At 37.0% G+C, this 16,899-nt stretch carries 12 protein-coding genes; 6 read left to right on the plus strand and 6 right to left on the minus strand.

The window, feature by feature from the left end:
- Positions 1–171 precede the first annotated feature (171 nt).
- Complete coding sequence (gene secD / locus AC59HC_RS16885) at positions 172–3,081, minus strand: protein translocase subunit SecD (RefSeq protein ID WP_496559031.1); 2,910 nt, start codon at positions 3,079–3,081, stop codon at positions 172–174.
- Between the two features lie 216 nt (positions 3,082–3,297).
- On the opposite strand from secD, the gene AC59HC_RS16890 reads away from it, so the two are divergent.
- Complete coding sequence (locus AC59HC_RS16890) at positions 3,298–4,668, plus strand: PQQ-dependent sugar dehydrogenase (protein ID WP_496559032.1); 1,371 nt, start codon at positions 3,298–3,300, stop codon at positions 4,666–4,668.
- A 297-nt stretch (positions 4,669–4,965) separates the two neighbouring features.
- Here the strand turns inward: AC59HC_RS16890 and hemN are convergent, their stop codons facing one another.
- From hemN to AC59HC_RS16905, 3 genes are all read right to left on the minus strand, one after another.
- Complete coding sequence (hemN, locus tag AC59HC_RS16895; protein WP_496559033.1) at positions 4,966–6,324, minus strand: oxygen-independent coproporphyrinogen III oxidase; 1,359 nt, start codon at positions 6,322–6,324, stop codon at positions 4,966–4,968.
- Positions 6,325–6,500: 176 nt separating this feature from the next.
- A complete protein-coding gene (locus tag AC59HC_RS16900; RefSeq protein ID WP_496559034.1) occupies positions 6,501–7,514 on the minus strand; it encodes a WD40/YVTN/BNR-like repeat-containing protein in 1,014 nt (337 codons plus the stop codon).
- Positions 7,515–7,563: 49 nt separating this feature from the next.
- Positions 7,564–9,081 carry an amino acid permease gene (locus AC59HC_RS16905; protein ID WP_110011136.1) on the minus strand — a complete coding sequence of 506 codons (1,518 nt, stop codon included), beginning with the start codon at positions 9,079–9,081 and terminating at the stop codon, positions 7,564–7,566.
- Positions 9,082–9,245: 164 nt separating this feature from the next.
- Here AC59HC_RS16905 and pnuC point away from each other — a divergent pair, with 164 nt between their 5' ends.
- From pnuC to AC59HC_RS16930, 5 genes are all read left to right on the plus strand, one after another.
- Positions 9,246–9,908, plus strand: coding sequence for a nicotinamide riboside transporter PnuC (gene pnuC, locus AC59HC_RS16910; RefSeq protein ID WP_496559035.1), 663 nt, complete (start codon positions 9,246–9,248; stop codon positions 9,906–9,908).
- Between the two features lie 4 nt (positions 9,909–9,912).
- Positions 9,913–10,584 carry a hypothetical protein gene (locus tag AC59HC_RS16915; RefSeq protein ID WP_343639908.1) on the plus strand — a complete coding sequence of 224 codons (672 nt, stop codon included), beginning with the start codon at positions 9,913–9,915 and terminating at the stop codon, positions 10,582–10,584.
- Positions 10,585–10,673: 89 nt separating this feature from the next.
- Positions 10,674–11,441 carry a diaminopimelate epimerase gene (gene dapF, locus AC59HC_RS16920; protein ID WP_343639906.1) on the plus strand — a complete coding sequence of 256 codons (768 nt, stop codon included), beginning with the start codon at positions 10,674–10,676 and terminating at the stop codon, positions 11,439–11,441.
- Positions 11,442–11,470: 29 nt separating this feature from the next.
- A complete protein-coding gene (gene mltG, locus AC59HC_RS16925) occupies positions 11,471–12,496 on the plus strand; it encodes an endolytic transglycosylase MltG (protein WP_343639904.1) in 1,026 nt (341 codons plus the stop codon).
- Between the two features lie 134 nt (positions 12,497–12,630).
- Complete coding sequence (locus AC59HC_RS16930) at positions 12,631–15,240, plus strand: TonB-dependent receptor (RefSeq protein WP_202843899.1); 2,610 nt, start codon at positions 12,631–12,633, stop codon at positions 15,238–15,240.
- A 45-nt stretch (positions 15,241–15,285) separates the two neighbouring features.
- On the opposite strand, the gene AC59HC_RS16935 is transcribed toward AC59HC_RS16930, so the two are convergent.
- Both AC59HC_RS16935 and galE read right to left on the minus strand, forming a co-directional pair.
- On the minus strand, positions 15,286–15,738 hold the full coding sequence (locus tag AC59HC_RS16935) for an adenylyltransferase/cytidyltransferase family protein (RefSeq protein ID WP_110009329.1): 453 nt from the start codon (positions 15,736–15,738) through the stop codon (positions 15,286–15,288).
- A gap of 132 nt (positions 15,739–15,870) precedes the next feature.
- Positions 15,871–16,893: a UDP-glucose 4-epimerase GalE gene (galE, locus tag AC59HC_RS16940; protein ID WP_411413716.1), complete on the minus strand. Its 1,023-nt coding sequence runs from the start codon at positions 16,891–16,893 to the stop codon at positions 15,871–15,873.
- Between the last annotated feature and the right edge of the window lie 6 nt (positions 16,894–16,899).

A 16,899-nucleotide genomic window follows, 5' to 3' on the forward strand; every position in this document is an offset into this window, starting at 1 on the left:
GTGCAAAATTAATCAAATCTGAAAAATAATGATTCTAAATTATCAATAGTTAATATGAATACTAAAAAAAGTAAAGCAATACGAGCACGAACAGCTGACCACTATTTGTGCTTTCATTAAAAAAAGGCCGTTTCTTTCGAAACGGCCCTTACTAATTTATTGTAGTTTGTATTACTTAGAAGCGAGTTCTTCTTTAGCAGAAGTAGATTTTCCATGTACCTCTTCTTCTTTCCCAGTCTTAAGGAAGTCATAAGCAATTGCAGACGCCACAAAGATGGATGAATAAGTACCAAATCCAATACCGATTAGCATCGCAAACATGAATCCTCTTAAGTTATCACCTCCGAATATGAAGATCGCAAGGATCACCAAAATCGTAGTGAATGAAGTGTTGAATGTTCTACCCAACGTACTTGAAATAGAGTCATCAAACAGACCAGCTAGTGTTAATGATTTTTTCTCTCTCAGGTATTCTCTGATTCTGTCGAAGATAATTACCGTATCGTTAATTGAATATCCTAACACAGTAAGAATCGCAGCAATGAAGTCCTGATTGATCTCCATGTTGAACGGCATATATTTGTGAAGCAATGAATATGCTCCTAAAATAATTACCGCATCGTGGAATAGAGCAGCAACTGCTCCAAGAGAGAACTGCCATTTTCTAAATCTTACAAGAATATAGATGAAGATCATTGCTAATGCAGCTAATACCGCATAGATACCGTGAGTCTGGATATCATCAGCAACAGAAGGTCCTACTTTCTCAGAAGAAATGATTCCTGCGTGGTCTTTATCAGCAGATTTGAAATCTTTCAATGTCGTTCCTGCCGGTAAGTTTGATTTTAAACCTTCAAATAATTTCTGTTCGATAATCTGGTCAGCTTTTAAAGATTCATCTTCGATAAGGTAATCTGTAGAGATCTTTAATTGTTTGTTGTTTCCGAAAGTTTTAGCTTCTACAGAAGAGTTCTTACCGTCTTCAGTTTTGAATAATGCTACTAATTTTTCTTCAACATCTTCAGCTTTTACATCTTTATCAAATCTAACGACATAGTTTCTACCACCGGTAAAGTCGATACCGTATTTGAAACCGTGTGTTGCGATAGAAATAATACATACAACTGTAAGAACAGCAGAAACGATGTAAGCATATTTTCTCTTTCCGATGAAATCGATCCAGGTATTTCTGAACAGGTTCTTCGTTGCCGGAGTCCATACAGAAAGTCCTTTTCCTTTATTTAATCTTGAGAAGATCATTACTCTTGAAAGCAATACAGACGTGAATAATGTCATTAAGATACCGATCATTAACGTCAATGCAAAACCTTTAATAGGCCCTGTTCCGAAGAAGAACAATACAACTGCCGTTAGGAAAGTCGTAGTGTGACCGTCAATAATCGCGTTTAATGCATGTTTGAAACCATCTTTGTAAGCTTCAAGAATACTTTTCCCAGCGAATAATTCTTCTTTAGTTCTTTCATAAATGATAACGTTCGTATCCACCGCTACTGCCATGGTAAGAACGATACCCGCGATACCTGGAAGCGTAAGGGTAAAGTCACCCGAATCCATAATACCGAAAATATAGAATAAGTTGATCATCATCGCAATTACCGCGTATACACCAGCTCCACCGTAGTAGAAAATGATATAAACAATGATAATAGCAAATGCAATGATAAACGACATTAAACCAGAATCAATAGCCTCTTGTCCTAAAGATGGACCTACAACGGTAGCCTGAACTACTTTTGCACCTGCAGGCAATTTACCGGCACCTAACACGTCTACCAGTTCTTTAGCCTCTTCCTGAGAGAAGTTACCAGAGATCTGGGTTCTACCGTTAGGGATAGCATTAACAACGTTAGGAGCTGTGTATACTCTGTTATCAAGAGTTACAGCAACTGGTTTTCCAACGTTTTTCTCGGTTAATGTTTTCCATTCTTTAGCTCCTTTAGAGTCCATCTGCATATCTACCACTACTCTGCTTAGTTCATCGTAGCCGATGTTTGCAGTTTCAACAGCACCGTCTACCGGAGCTTTTTGGTTGATGTTACCTCTGATCGCATACAATACTAAACTTTCAGTATCGGTAGCTTCAGGCTTGTAACCCCACATGAACTGTGTATATTTAATGTTAGCCGGACGTAAAGACTGACCTACTTTGCTGTTTAAGATTTTGTTTACAACAGCAGTATCGGATAATTTTACGTTGGCAACACCATTCGTTCTTAATTTGTCAAGCTGTAAAAGGCTCATGAAGTTCACATTCTTTGCAACTCCCATAGAATCTCCTTTTGTAGCAACCATAGTTGTCAAAGTCTGGAAATAAGGCGCAATTTCAGGAACCTGCTGTACTTCCCAGAACTGAAGTTTTGCAGAAGTCTGAAGCATTTTCTTCACTTTATCGATGTCCTTCATACCAGGCATTTCTACAGAAATTCTCGCAGTACCAGGTACTCTCTGAACGTTTGGCTGGATCGCTCCAAGCTTGTCAATTCTCGTTCTGATTACCTCGAAAGCAGTTCCTACAGATGCATCGATTTTTCTTTTAACAATGCTTTTTACCTGATCATCAGGCGTGTTGTACTTCACTTCAGTAAGCGTTGTATTTCCGAAAATTTCCGGATCAGCCAACTTCAGGTTGGTACCTTTAGCTTTGTTAATTACATCGAACTGCTCGAAGAAGTTGTCGATGTAAGGTTTAGTAGAATTCTTCTGTGCTTCATCAGTTTTGTTTAAAGCCTCAATAAGAACAGGATTTGTAGAATAATTGGTTAAATCATTCACAAGATCTCTTTGGTTGATTTCCAAAAGAACGTTGATCCCTCCTTTCAGGTCAAGACCAAGTTTCATTTCCTTGTCTTTGGCTTTAGTGTAATAAAGTTTTGTGAATCCTAAGTTCAAAGTATCCTTAGAAAGTCTTGCGATTTCTTTCTGATACTTCTCCGGATTGTCTCCTGCAAAAGCAGTCGCCTGCTTTTCAATTTTGCTGGCGTACCATGTTGGTAATAGCTCGTTTAAGCAAATCAACCCTAGTACAATAGCGACAATTGTAATAAGTCCTTTTCCTTGCATTTTGTTATAACTACGTTAAATTAAGTCGGCAAATATAATGATTTTCTTGTATTTTATGAATTTTTAACAACAGAAATGGTTTATTTCCAGATATATTGGTGTGGTGATTTCTATTTAAGATTTAACAATTTTTTCATGCTATCATAATGAAGTCTTCAAAATCGATTGGTATAAAATTTTCATTTACTTTTCCAACACACTAACTCTCAAAATATTATGAAAAAATTACTTTTTTGCATCAGTGTTTTTTCTTCCTTAATTGTTAATTCTCAAAGCATTAATTTGGAAGAATTTGCCACAGGACTTACGAGTCCTGTAGAGATTACGAATGCCAATGACAGCCGTCTTTTTGTGGTTCAACAGAACGGTATCATTAAAATTATTCAACCCAATGGGACAATTAACGCTACCAATTTCCTCAATATCGGAACAAAGATCATTTTTGGCGGCGAAAGAGGTCTTCTCGGCCTTGCATTTCATCCTCAATACTCTGCTAACGGGTATTTTTTTGTGTACTACAACAACCCTTCGGGGAATATTATTGTTGCAAGATACAGTGTGAGTTCTACAGACCCAAACGTAGCAGATCCTGCTTCTGAAAAAATTCTGCTGAACATTCCCAAGCCATTCGACAACCACAATGGAGGAAGTATTCATTTTGCTCCTGATGGAAAGCTTTGGATCATCACCGGAGACGGAGGAAGTGGTGGTGACCCGAATAATAATGCCCAAAATAAAAATGTTTTATTAGGGAAAATGTTGAGAATAGATGTAGATGCTACAGGCCCCTATAATATTCCTCCCGATAATCCTTTTGCCGGAGCCGGAGTGGATGGTGCAGACGAGATATGGGCTTATGGTCTTAGAAATGCCTGGAAATTTTCTTTTGATCTGACTACAGGCAATGCTATGATTGCGGATGTTGGACAGGGAGCAATAGAAGAAATCAACAAAATGCCCATTACTACAGCCGGATTAAATTATGGCTGGCGTTGTTATGAAGGAAATAATGCTTACAATACAGCAGGATGCGCTGCACAGTCTACCATGACCTTCCCTGTTGCAGTATACGACCATTCCGGTGGCAAATGTTCCATCACGGGTGGTTATGTCTACAGAGGAACGCAGTACCCGTCACTTCAGGGAAAATATTTTTTTGCAGATTACTGTTCTACCCAGATCGGAATTCTGGATAGCAATAATGCCATCACATGGACAACTCCTTATTCCGGAAATAACTTTTCCACTTTCGGAGAAGACTACCAAAAAGGATTGTACGTAGCTGCCGTAAGCAGTGGAAAGATTTTTAAAATAACTACAGGTACTTTGGGAACCCAGGAAAATAATGCTTTTGGAAATATAAAAGTTTATCCAAATCCGGCTTCCAAAGAAATTTTCATTGATGGGGTGAAAGATAAAAAAGCAACCCTGGAAATCATCAGTGCAGAGGGAAGAAAAGTGATGGAAACGGATCAGATTATTAATGGCAAAGGAATTAATATTTCAGGGATTCCTGCCGGAGTGTATTATATTAATCTGAAATCCGGGGAACTGAAATCATATAGTCAGAAATTGATTATCAAATAGTAATAGCAGGCTTTAAGCGCAGACGAAACGCTAAGGTTTTTATATTCTGTGAAAAAGGGTCGCAAAGGCGTTTCACTAAGCAAGAAACATTGGATATTTCTTAAACCATTAAGAAGGATTTAACGAGTAAAGCATCGTTAAGTTAAGATAAATCATTAGGATTTTTAAGCTTAAAGCGAAGCTCATCTTAATACTCTAAACACTTTACTACAATCTTAATGTTTCAAGAAAGTTTAAACAAGTTCAAAATAAGCCCATAAGTCAAAAAAAAGCGGTTCAGAACTGAACCGCTTTTGCTTATATTGTCATGGAGAAAATCCTTGTTTCAGGTTTATTTCTCATCATTCTCAGGTCAAAAACCATGGCTACATTCCTTGTGAATGCTCTTCCGGCTTCTGTAATTTTAACTTCAGTTCCACTGATCTCAACCAAACCGTCATTTTCCATCTCTTTCAGCATTTCCAGTGCATTTTCAAGCTCAGGGAAAGAGTTGTTGATATCAAAAGTGGTTTCAAGCTGGCACATCAGATTCAGAATATGTCTTCTTACCGTAAGATCCTCTTCGCTCAGAACATGTCCTTTTACAACAGGAATTTCACCTTCTTCAACCATTTTCTGGTATTCTTCCACTGTTTTTACATTCTGGGCAAAAGCATACCATGAATCTGAAATAGCAGACATCCCAAGTCCTACCATCAGCTGGGTTTTGCTTGATGTATATCCCATGAAATTTCTGTGAAGTTTTTTATGAATCAGAGACTGATACAGATCATCATGCTCAAGAGAGAAGTGATCCATCCCAACCTCAATATATCCTAAATCCTGAAGCAGCTTTTTCCCATCTTCATACAAACGGCGCTTCTCTTCTCCACTTGGGAGGTCATTTTCATCAAATCCTCTTTGTCCGACACCTTTTACCCATGGAACGTGGGCGTAAGAATAGAATGCTAACCTGTCCGGCTTCAGTTCCATTGTTTTTCTGATGGTATGTTCCATTGCTTCCCAATTCTGGTGTGGCAATCCGAAAACCAGGTCATGACTGATTCCTCTGTACCCTATTTCCTTTGCCCATTCTGTAACGTTTTTCACATTTTCAAAAGGCTGGATTCTGTTGATGGCTTTCTGAACTTTAGGATCGTAATCCTGAACTCCAAAGCTCACTCTTCTGAAACCAAGGTCGTATAAAGTCTGAAGATGTTCCTTCGTCGTATTGTTTGGATGTCCCTCGAAAGAAAATTCAGGATGCTCTGCAATATCCACTGATGAAAAGATACCTTCCAGCAATGTCCTTAAATTTTCAGGAGAGAAGAACGTAGGTGTTCCTCCTCCAAGGTGTAGTTCTTTCAGTTTAGGTCTTTCATTGAAAAGATCAAGATATAATTTCCATTCTTTTAAAACACTTTCAAGATAAGGAACTTCAACACTGTGCTGTTTGGTGATACGCTTATGGCATGCACAAAATGTACACAATGCCTCACAGAAAGGCAAATGGATATAAATAGAAATTCCCTCCTCTGCATTGCTTTCATGAAAAGACCTGATTACGGTTTCCTTCCATTTTTCCGGTGAAAATGTTGATTCATCCCAATACGGAACGGTAGGATAAGAAGTGTAACGCGGTCCGGGAATATTATACTTATCTATTAAAGAGTTCATTGTGAAAATTAAATTTTATAAGGGTATGAAATTTAACATAATTAAAATTCATCTTACAAAATTAACCATTAGTTATGAATTTTAACCTATGAATTATATTAGGTTCTATTTTATAATGAGTCTAAATACGTATGATCAGGCTTTTGGCCAATAGTGATAAATTCTATTCCTGCTATTTAAAATTTTAATTTCATGACGGCAATTTTGCTATTTCCTGCAAGAACAATATTATTCCTATCAATCCATTGGCAGACAAAGAAGCCTTTTTCATCAGAAATCTTTTTCCAGGTCTTCCCAAAATCTGAAGAATAGCTGATGTGTTTGTCTCCTACGGCAATGATTTCTTTTCCTTTTGATCCCGGTTTAATTTTCACACAGGTTGTATATCCTGCGTTCTGCCCTGAAGCCTGAATCTGCCAGGTCTCGCCGGCATCAGTTGTGGTTGCGATATTATTGATATTAGCATCCTGTTTGGTATAATCTCCTCCTGCTGCTATTCCGAAACGGTCTTCAAAAAAATCAATGGAATACATTCCCTGCGAAGGTTCTCCTTGTATGATTGGAGTGTTGAATACTTCTATTTTATCATCTTTCAGGTTCATTCTTAAAATTCTTGAAGCTTTTCCTCCAGTCGCAATCCATAAGTATTTTTTAGAGGATGAAATATTGGTATTGCTGGCGGCAAAAGCAGCTTCGCCATCATTTAACGTTACATTATTTTTAAACATGTTCCATTTCCCATCCTTATATACTGCCAGTTTCAGCAGGTGATCTTTATCTGCGTCACTGAAGGTATAGGCAAGTTTATCATTCGCAAAATGCAAAGCATCATAAAACGCTGTTTTTGCAGTATCTTTAAAAATCACCTGTGATTTCAGATCTTTTTTATCAATTTTGAAAAAACGTGCCGGACTTTCAATATTGATTGCATAGAAAGAAGTTTTATTCTGTCCTAGTGTTCTGAACTGAAGTTTTTCTTCAGATAGCCTGATCTGTTTCTGGTTTTTATAGTTTTTAAGATCTACAAACCCGAATTTGGAATCCGTACCGCTGTACCAGACCTTGTTGTCATATAGTTCAAGAGCCCTGATACTGATTTTATCGTTAAGAATGGTTTCAAGGCTTTCCACCTGCTGGGAAAACGCGGTAATTCCTACGGAAAGGAATACAATGGAAAAAAGTTTTTTCATAGAAATAGTATTGTGACAAAAAAAACCGCCGAAGCGGTTTATATTATTATTAATCCTGATTCTGATATTTTTCAGGGTTATTAAGCTTACTGTTTGATTTTCCGTAAAGGAAGTATACCAAACCTCCTAAGAATAACCATACTGCAGAAAGTTCCAATGCATGGGCACTTAAGTTAAAAATCAAATATAGGTTGATAATTACTCCTAATGCCACTACGATTTTATAAGCAGGAACTTTGAAAGGTCTGATCAGGTTAGGTTCTTTCTTTCTCATCACCCAAACTGCGATACAAACCAGTGTAAATGCAAACAGGGTTCCGAAACTTGTCATATCTGCCAATGTAGAAATTGGTGTAAATGCAGCGATTAAAGCTACTACAATTCCTAACAGGATAATTCCTTTGTAAGGTGTTTTTGTTTTTGGATGAAGCTGTCCGAAGAATTTAGGAATCAACCCGTCTTTTGCCATACCAATGAAGATTCTGGACTGCCCCATCATCATTACCATTACAACAGAAATCAACCCTACGGTAGCAGCAATCGTTACGATATTACTCGCCCAGTGCTTTCCTGCAATTTCAAAAGCATACGCAACAGGCGCTTTGATGGCATCCGGATATCTTCCTTCAGGATTAAAGTCTGTATAATGCATCATCCCTGTCAATACAAGAGATACACAGATATACAATGCTGTACAGATCAATAGTGAAGCGATGATAGCGAAAGGTACATCTTTTTTAGGGTTAATAGCTTCTCCAGCCTGTGTAGAAACAGCATCAAAACCGATATAAGCAAAGAAAATAGCTGCGGCTCCGGAAATAATCCCTTTAATACCATATGCCGAGACCATATCGCCCTCGGAATTCTTGATCTTTATCGGATCCGGAATAAAAGGCTTCCAGTTTTTAACCCCATCTACAGCGTTATAAAGATCTGTATTAGAGAAGATGATATATACTCCGGCGATAATTACAAAGATAACGGCTGAAGTTTTCATTAAAACGATCAGGTTATTTGCTCCTGCAGCTTCTTTAGTTCCTTTTACCAATAATGCAGTAATCAAAAGAACAAGAATAAATGCAGGCAGGTTCATTGAAAAACCATCTCCTGTATAACTTGCCGGGTCTGATGTCAGATAGGCAGGCAAATGAATATTAAAAATCTTCAAAAATTTATTAAAATAACCGGACCAACTCACGGAGACGGCCATACTCGCCATCGCGTACTCGAGGATGAGACACCATCCCATGGCCCATGCAAAAATTTCTCCTACTGTTCCATATGCATAAGCATAAGCTGAACCCTCTACAGGAATAATGGATGCAAACTCTGCATAGCATAATGCAGCAAAAACGCAGGCGATCCCTGCAATGATAAAGGAAATGGCAAGTGCTGGTCCTGCGTGATAATAGGCTCCTGTTCCTGTAAGAACAAAGATTCCACCACCGATGATAGCACCTACTCCAATTGCTGTTAAACTCCATTTTCCAAGGACTTTTTTCAGCTCACTTTTCTTCATATCTGCCTCATAGGCACTTAGTGGCTTTTTAACCCAAATTTTCGACATGTTTTTTTATTTATTAAGGATTTACGAAAATATAAAAAATTTAGAAACTCTCACGTTAATCGTTAAACTTTCCTCATTTATTTTACATTAAAGGTTTAAAAACCTGAACAACACATTATATAATCCATTTTATAAAGTCCATATTTTTGCTTATTTTTGATTGCATGAATTTATATGATCTTTTTGTAAAGCCTTATGAAAGCTATGATTCTTTACAAATTATGTTGGAAGCATCAGGTGCAGTTTTCGGAATACTGAGCGTATTTTTTTCCATAAAGAAAAATATATGGGTGTATCCTACCGGCATTATTTCAACGCTGATCTATGTATATCTTCTTTTCAATGCCGGGCTGCTGGGAGACTGTATGATTAACGTCTATTATACTGTCATGAGTATTTATGGATGGGTTCTATGGGCAAGAAATTCTGAAGATCATGTTCACGTAGAAGTTACATGGGCTACCCGAAAAGAATGGATACATGCAAGTATTCTTTTTGTGCTGAGTTTGGCATTTGTTACTTTTATTTATTATTGCAAACCTTATATTGATCATTTAGAAGGTGGCTATTTGGGATTGTCTCATCTCGACTGGGCCAATTGGATGGATATTTTTACCACTTCCATATTTTTAGCAGGAATGTGGTTGATGGCCAAACAGCGCATTGAAAGCTGGATTTTCTGGATTATCGGAGATTTGATTTGCATTCCAATGATGATTTTTAAGGGACTTGGAATCACTTCGGTTCAATATTTGGTATTTACTATAATGGCGGTCTTAGGATACGTCAATTGGAAAAAAAGTTTTAAAGAAAAAAAAGTACAATAAAGTCATGAAAAATTTATTTAAAATAGCATTCAGTATTTTTGCTATTACCAGTTTAACCTCTTGTTTAGCATATACCGACGGATACGGAAGCAACGGAAGCTATGGGTATGGAGATCCGTATTATAACAACGGATATTACTATGCTCCGTCAGGATATTACGGAAGTGGCGGATATTGGGGTAATGACGGCTACTATTATAGAAACAATATTAATTATTACTATGATAATGGCATTCCTTATTACTATGATAGCTATAATAACTCCAGAAGAAAAGTATACGTAGAAAGAAGATCTTCTTCATCTTCGAGACCTGAAAACGGATTCCAGAATACGCGTACAACGAACAGTAACGGTTCATACAACAATAACGGAGGATTTAATAACAACAGAAACTCCAACAGCAACAGCGGATTCAGAAACCAGAATAATGGTAATCAAAACAATCAGGGTAACCAAAATAACAGCGGGTTCAGAAATTCCAATGGTAACAGCGGATTCAGAAACCAGAACAATGGTAATCAGAACAGCCAGAGAAACCAGAATAACAGCGGCTTCAGAAATTCCAATGGTAACAGCGGAAGATCAGAATCTTCCGGCGGTGGATTCAGGAATAGTTCAGGCAGCCAAAGCAGCAGTTCAAACAGACAGCAGAGCGGCGGAGGCGGCTTTAGATAAAACGATTATAAATAAGAAAACGAACAGCTAACACTGTTCGTTTTTTATTTTAAATATAGTAATTTTGCTTCTTCATTTAACAAAAAAATATGGAATTTTATAAATATCAGGGAACAGGGAATGATTTTGTAATGGTAGATAACCGGGATCTGCAGTTTACCAAAGATAAAGACAGTATTGAAAAATTATGCGACAGACGTTTCGGAATAGGTGCTGACGGTCTTATTCTATTGGAAAACGATCCTCATTATGACTTCAAAATGGTGTACTACAATTCTGATGGCGGAGAAAGTACGATGTGTGGAAACGGAGGAAGATGCCTTGTCGCTTTTGCTTTTTTCCTTGACATCTTTGAAGACAAATGTAAATTCATTGCGACAGATGGTGAACATGAAGCTGAAATCCATAACGGAATCATTAAATTAAAAATGATTAATGTAGATACCGTTTCACAGGACGGAAATGACTTTGTTCTGAATACCGGATCTCCACACTACGTAAAATATGTAGACAACCTGAAAGATTATGACGTTTATGACGAAGGATATGGCATCAGAAATTCTGAAAAATATAAAGAAAAAGGAATCAATGTGAACTTTGTAGAGAAAATTTCAGATAATGAAATTTTTGTAAGAACCTATGAACGAGGCGTTGAGGACGAAACTTACAGTTGTGGAACAGGAGTTACAGCTTCCGCTTTAACTTTTCTGCAAAAACATAATCTAACCTCTGTAAAAGTTAAAACTTTAGGCGGAAACCTTAAGGTATATGCTGAAAAAAGCGGTGATACATTCCAGAATATTTGGCTGGAAGGTCCTGCAAAGCAAGTTTTTAGGGGTAAAACAGATCTTCTTTAAAACAAAAAACTTTTAATCAACATTTAAGAATGAAAAAAGCTATTCTCATTATCATTCTGCTGGTTTTTGTAGTGGCAGGATTTTTTGGTTTGAGATTTTATAATAAATATTTAGGAAACAACGTAGAAAAAGATGGTTATGTTCTGATTCCTCATAGAGCAGGTTTTAAACAGATCCTGGATTCTATTGCTCCTTATATTAAAGACAGGGAATCTTTTGAAGCTGTGGCTAAAGAAAAAGGTCTCGATACCAATTTCAAAGCAGGACGTTATCACATCCAGAGCGGAACAGGCAACAAAGACCTTGTCAATATGATCAAAGCAGGTAACCAGACAGCCAACTCTTACAGAATCGGGGATTTTGGAGATATGTATCAGATGATTGGTAAGGTGACCAAAAAAACGGAAATTGATTCATTACATTTTGTGAATGATCTCGATGCTGTTGCACAGGAGAAAGGATATAAAAATGTTGAAGATTTAAAAAAATATTTTTTCATTGATACTTATAATTTTTTCTGGACGGTAAGTCCGAGAGAATTTTTTGCGAAGTTCGAAAATCAGTATAATGATTTCTGGACGAGTGAAAGAAAGAACAAGGAGCAGCAGTCCGGTCTTACAAGAGATCAGATCTATGCTTTAGCTTCCATTGTTTATAAAGAATCAGGAGGGAAAAAGGATGAAATGAAAACCATTGCAGGATTATATTTAAACCGTTACAGAAAAGGAATGAAGCTTCAGTCCGATCCTACGGTAATCTATGCGATTAATAAACAGACCAATTTTAAAGAACCTATAAAAAGAGTATTATATAAGCATTTATCGACACCTTCACCTTATAACACTTATGCCAATGCAGGTATTCCTCCGGGCCCCATCTGTGTAGTGGATAAAAACTCAATAGATGCTGTTTTAAATGCTGAAAACAACAATTATATATTTATGTGTGCTGATCCGGCAAGATTCGGATACCACAAGTTTACGGCAAGTGCAGAAGAACATGCTGTAAATGCGAAGGCTTATCAGGATTGGCTTAACTCGAAAAATATAAAATAAGCTTAGAAAAAGCACCAGGAAACTTATACAGTTAGAAAACAACAAACAACCATAATGTTTTGGCTATCAAATTGATATGGATATTCAAAATATTAAGGGTTATTCTTTCACGATCTTATACAAAAAAATAACCTATGAAGAATAAGACAGAAATTGTCACTATTTTCACCAGAAAAACTTTAGGACTTACATTAGTACTTTCAGCAGCAGCGATGGCTTTTGCACAGGAGAAGGCTGGAATTTCAGGAATCATTGTCAACAAAAAAAATCAACCGGTTCCTTACGCTTCTGTAACTTTCAGCAATAAGGCCAACAAAACATTAAGTGATGCCGTACTGACTGATGAAAAAGGACAGTATCAGCTGCAACTTATGCCCGGCGATTACGAAATTACAGTAGAAGCTATTGATTACAAAAAAAGTGTAGTCAGCAAAAATATTGCAACAGCAGGTAATATCGGTGCATTATCTATTGAAGCAGAGCCCTCTTCTACGGTTGATGGCAAAACAAAAGAAATTCAGGGTGTTGTTATTACTGCTTCAGCAGCAAAACCTTATAAAGTAGAGCTTGACAAGAAAACATATGATCCTTCACAGGACATTGTGAGCAAAGGAGGAAATCTTCAGGATGTTTTAACCAATGTTCCTTCAGTATCTGTGGATACGGACGGAACAGTTTCGATGAGAGGAAGTACCAATGTAAAGTTTCTGATCAATGGAAAGCCTTCTGCCCTTCTTGGGATAGATGACGGCGCTAATGCATTGCAGAGTATTCCGGCTGACCAGATTGAAAGAATCGAAGTAATTACCAATCCTTCTTCTAAATTTGAAGCAAGCGGAACATCCGGTATCCTGAATATCATCCTTAAAAAGAACAAAAAGGTAGGATTTAATGGTAGTGTGGTAGGGTCACTGGGATATTTTCCAAGAACATCCCTTAATACGAACCTTAGCTGGAGAAAAAACAACTGGACCTGGTTCCTGAATGGTGGCGGCGGTTACACGGAAAACAAGACGAAGAATAATTCGGAAACAACCTATCACAATCTCACATTTCCCAATGTGATTCCTTTCCAGCAGCCTAATGATGTTCTTGAACATCAATTGCAAAACTCCGAGAATAAAACGTATAATAAAAATTATAATGTAAGTGCAGGTTTTGTCTATGATTTATCTGATAAGACTTCAATCAATTTTACAGGATTGGTGAGAACATTTGAAGGAGACGGAAATGAACTTCTTGATACGTATGACAGTTTTTACAGGTTTTTCAGAGATTCACCGGATCCAAGTACTACAGCAGGAAAATGGAATTTATTAAATCCGTATGGAAGGAGAGATTCTAAAAGCGTCTTCAATAACCTTGCTTTCCAGGGAGATCTGGGATTAGATCACAAATTTGATGATAACGGGCAAAATTTATCCGTATCATTAAGTCTGCAAAGAAACAGAAGTAACAATAATGCGGATATTCTGGAAACATACGACCTTCGTCCTGATGTACAGGATATTACCAGAAGATATTCACTAAGTAAAACAATCATTGGTAAAGCTGACTATGAGCTGCCAATAGGAGAACAATCCAGGCTTGAAGCAGGATACAGATTGGATGTGAATGATAATACTTACGATAATTTTGTAAGCAGTACTTCCAACAATCCTTTTATTCCAAGCTACAATAACAATACAGATTATAAAGAAGTATTCAATGCTTTCTATCTGCAATTTAAGAGTAAAATCGGTGAAAAATTTGCTTATCAGCTAGGCTTAAGAGATGAACTTTCCAATGTAAAGATCAATTACATCAATCAAAATCCTAATGATCCGCAATTAAATAAAACAAAGAACTACAACAATTTATTTCCAAGTGTATTCTTAAGCTATGACGTATCTAAAAATAATCAGATTTTGCTTAATTATTCCCGTAGAATAGACAGACCAAGGTCATTCTTTATGGTTCCTTTCCCGAATTACAGCAACAGCCAGAATATTTTTGAAGGAAACATAGACCTGAATCCATCGTACGTAGATTCATTTGAAGTAGGATATAATATTACCAGAAAAAAATTTACGGTTAATCCTACCCTATACTACAGACACGCCACTGATGATACCAAAATGCTGGTATACAGACCTGATGAGAGCTTGGGTGTATTTTATACAAAACCAATCAACTTAGGAAATGATGACCGTTATGGATTGGATCTGAACTTTACTTATGATCCATTTGCATGGTTGAAAATCATGGGAAGTCTGGATATGTTCGGATATAAAACAAGTGGAATTGCTTATTATGATGCCATTGATAAAAATAAGCTGCAGCAAACCCGCAGTATGGATTTCACAGGAAACGGATTTTCTACCAGAGCCCGTCTTAATACAACATTTAAACTTGACAAAACTTTAAGTGTACAATTACAGGGATTCTATAGAGGAGCACAGAAAACAGCCAGCCAGAATACAGAGGATATGTATGCTCTGAATCTTGGTGCCTCCAAGACAATCTGGAAAGGAGACGGAACAATTTCCTTCAATATCCAGGATATATTCAATACAAGAAGCAGAGAAGTATTCAGTTTCAATGATGATTATACACGAAGAAACTATATGCAGTGGCAGCCAAGACAGTTTGCTATTTCCTTAACTTACAGATTTAAACAGGGAGAAAAAATCGAACAGCCTAAAAAGAAAAAGGATATCAATTCCAATGCAACAGGTGATGATCAGCAAGGCGGTCCAATGTAATACAACAAAAATCCCGAAAGTAACTTTCGGGATTTTTTATTGTTGTTATTTTACAGGTTCTGCTTTCGAATATTTTTCTTTTTCAGCTTCGTAGATCCTTCTTCTCAGATCACTGGTGGAAAACCTATGGTCTCTCTTGTTGAAAAAAATTTCAATTCCTTTTTCTTCACAGTATTTTTTACCTGTAAAGTCTTTGTCCATATAATCATCTCCTATGATTCTTACATCAATTACAAATGATTTAAGAATATCCAAAAGGTCTTCTTCCGTGTAATAAGGAATGATCTCATCCACAGCATTCACAGCTTTCAGTTGAATATATCTTTCAACAATAGTCTGGCTTGGCTTATTTTTGGTAGGACGGTCGTGGGACGGATCAATTTGAAGTCCGACGATTAAATAGTCACATACAGTTTTAGCTTCTTCAAGCATTTTAATGTGCCCCGCATGTAATAAGTCAAATGACGAAAATGTAATACCTATTCTCTGTGTCTTCATACTAATTTAAAATTAAAGCTTCACTGAATTCAATGTTTTTAGGATAACACTTAATCTTCAGGAAAATGTTTTGTAATTTGTTTTATGATCGTTTAAATTATTGTTTTGATGCAATTATTTCTCAATGCTAATTTACGAATTTCTGGTGTTCAGATATTTCTGCCATTCCCAAACTGTTCTCAAAGCCTCTTCCAGAGACGTTTCAGACTTCCAGTTGAGTTCTTTCTCTGCTTTTCCGGGGTTGGCATACGCTATAGTAATATCCCCTTCTCTTCTCGCACAGATCTGATAAGGTACTTCCACATCATTAGCTTTTTCAAATGCTTTTACCACTTCCAGTACGGATGAACCTTTTCCTGTTCCCAGGTTGTAGGTATCAATCACCGCATCAGATGAAGAATCTTCTATCAGTTTCTTTAATGCTGCAACGTGCGCTTTTGCCAGGTCAACAACATAGATATAATCTCGAACAGCAGTTCCATCCTCTGTAGGGTAATCATTACCCCAGATATTCAGTTTCTCACGCACTCCTGAAGCCGTCTGCATTACATAAGGCACTAAATTATTAGGAATTCCGATTGGCAATTCTCCCAACTTTCCGGAAGGATGCGCTCCGATTGGGTTAAAATACCTTAACAGTGATATTTTACTTTGATAGGCTTTGGCAAAATCAATAAGGATCTGTTCGCCCATTTGTTTTGTTTTCCCATAGACACTTTCAGGGGTTTTCAACGGAGTATTTTCATCGATCGGCATTACATCTGCCTGTCCGTATACCGTACATGATGAGCTGAAAATAAAGTTGGAGATCTTTCTTGTTTTAAATTCCTGAAGAATATTAATCAAGGAAAACAGATTATTCTCATAATAATCTACAGGTATTACCTGACTCTCTCCTACTGCTTTAGAAGCTGCAAAATTGATACAACCATCGATCCGATGAGCATCAAAAACCTGGGTAAGAAGCTCTTTTCTTCTCAGATCAAAAGGATAAAAAACAGGTTTCTTACCCGTAATTTCCTCAATATTATTTAAAATAAACCTTTCCGTATTGGATAAATCATCTACAATAACCACTTCAAAGCCGTTATTAATAAGTTCTACCACTGTGTGAGAACCAATATATCCAAGTCCGCCGGTAACAAGTATTGCCATTTTTAT

The organism is Chryseobacterium sp. DZ-32, assembly GCF_059587025.1.

Coding starts and splice junctions, on each gene's coding strand:
- dapF (WP_343639906.1), top strand. CDS start 10,674: ATGGAATTTTATAAATATCAGGGAACAGGGAATGATTTTGTAATGGTA.
- secD (WP_496559031.1), bottom strand. CDS start 3,081: ATGCAAGGAAAAGGACTTATTACAATTGTCGCTATTGTACTAGGGTTG.
- hemN (WP_496559033.1), bottom strand. CDS start 6,324: ATGAACTCTTTAATAGATAAGTATAATATTCCCGGACCGCGTTACACT.
- AC59HC_RS16905 (WP_110011136.1), bottom strand. CDS start 9,081: ATGTCGAAAATTTGGGTTAAAAAGCCACTAAGTGCCTATGAGGCAGAT.
- AC59HC_RS16935 (WP_110009329.1), bottom strand. CDS start 15,738: ATGAAGACACAGAGAATAGGTATTACATTTTCGTCATTTGACTTATTA.
- pnuC (WP_496559035.1), top strand. CDS start 9,246: ATGAATTTATATGATCTTTTTGTAAAGCCTTATGAAAGCTATGATTCT.
- AC59HC_RS16930 (WP_202843899.1), top strand. CDS start 12,631: ATGAAGAATAAGACAGAAATTGTCACTATTTTCACCAGAAAAACTTTA.
- mltG (WP_343639904.1), top strand. CDS start 11,471: ATGAAAAAAGCTATTCTCATTATCATTCTGCTGGTTTTTGTAGTGGCA.
- galE (WP_411413716.1), bottom strand. CDS start 16,893: ATGGCAATACTTGTTACCGGCGGACTTGGATATATTGGTTCTCACACA.
- AC59HC_RS16915 (WP_343639908.1), top strand. CDS start 9,913: ATGAAAAATTTATTTAAAATAGCATTCAGTATTTTTGCTATTACCAGT.
- AC59HC_RS16890 (WP_496559032.1), top strand. CDS start 3,298: ATGAAAAAATTACTTTTTTGCATCAGTGTTTTTTCTTCCTTAATTGTT.
- AC59HC_RS16900 (WP_496559034.1), bottom strand. CDS start 7,514: ATGAAAAAACTTTTTTCCATTGTATTCCTTTCCGTAGGAATTACCGCG.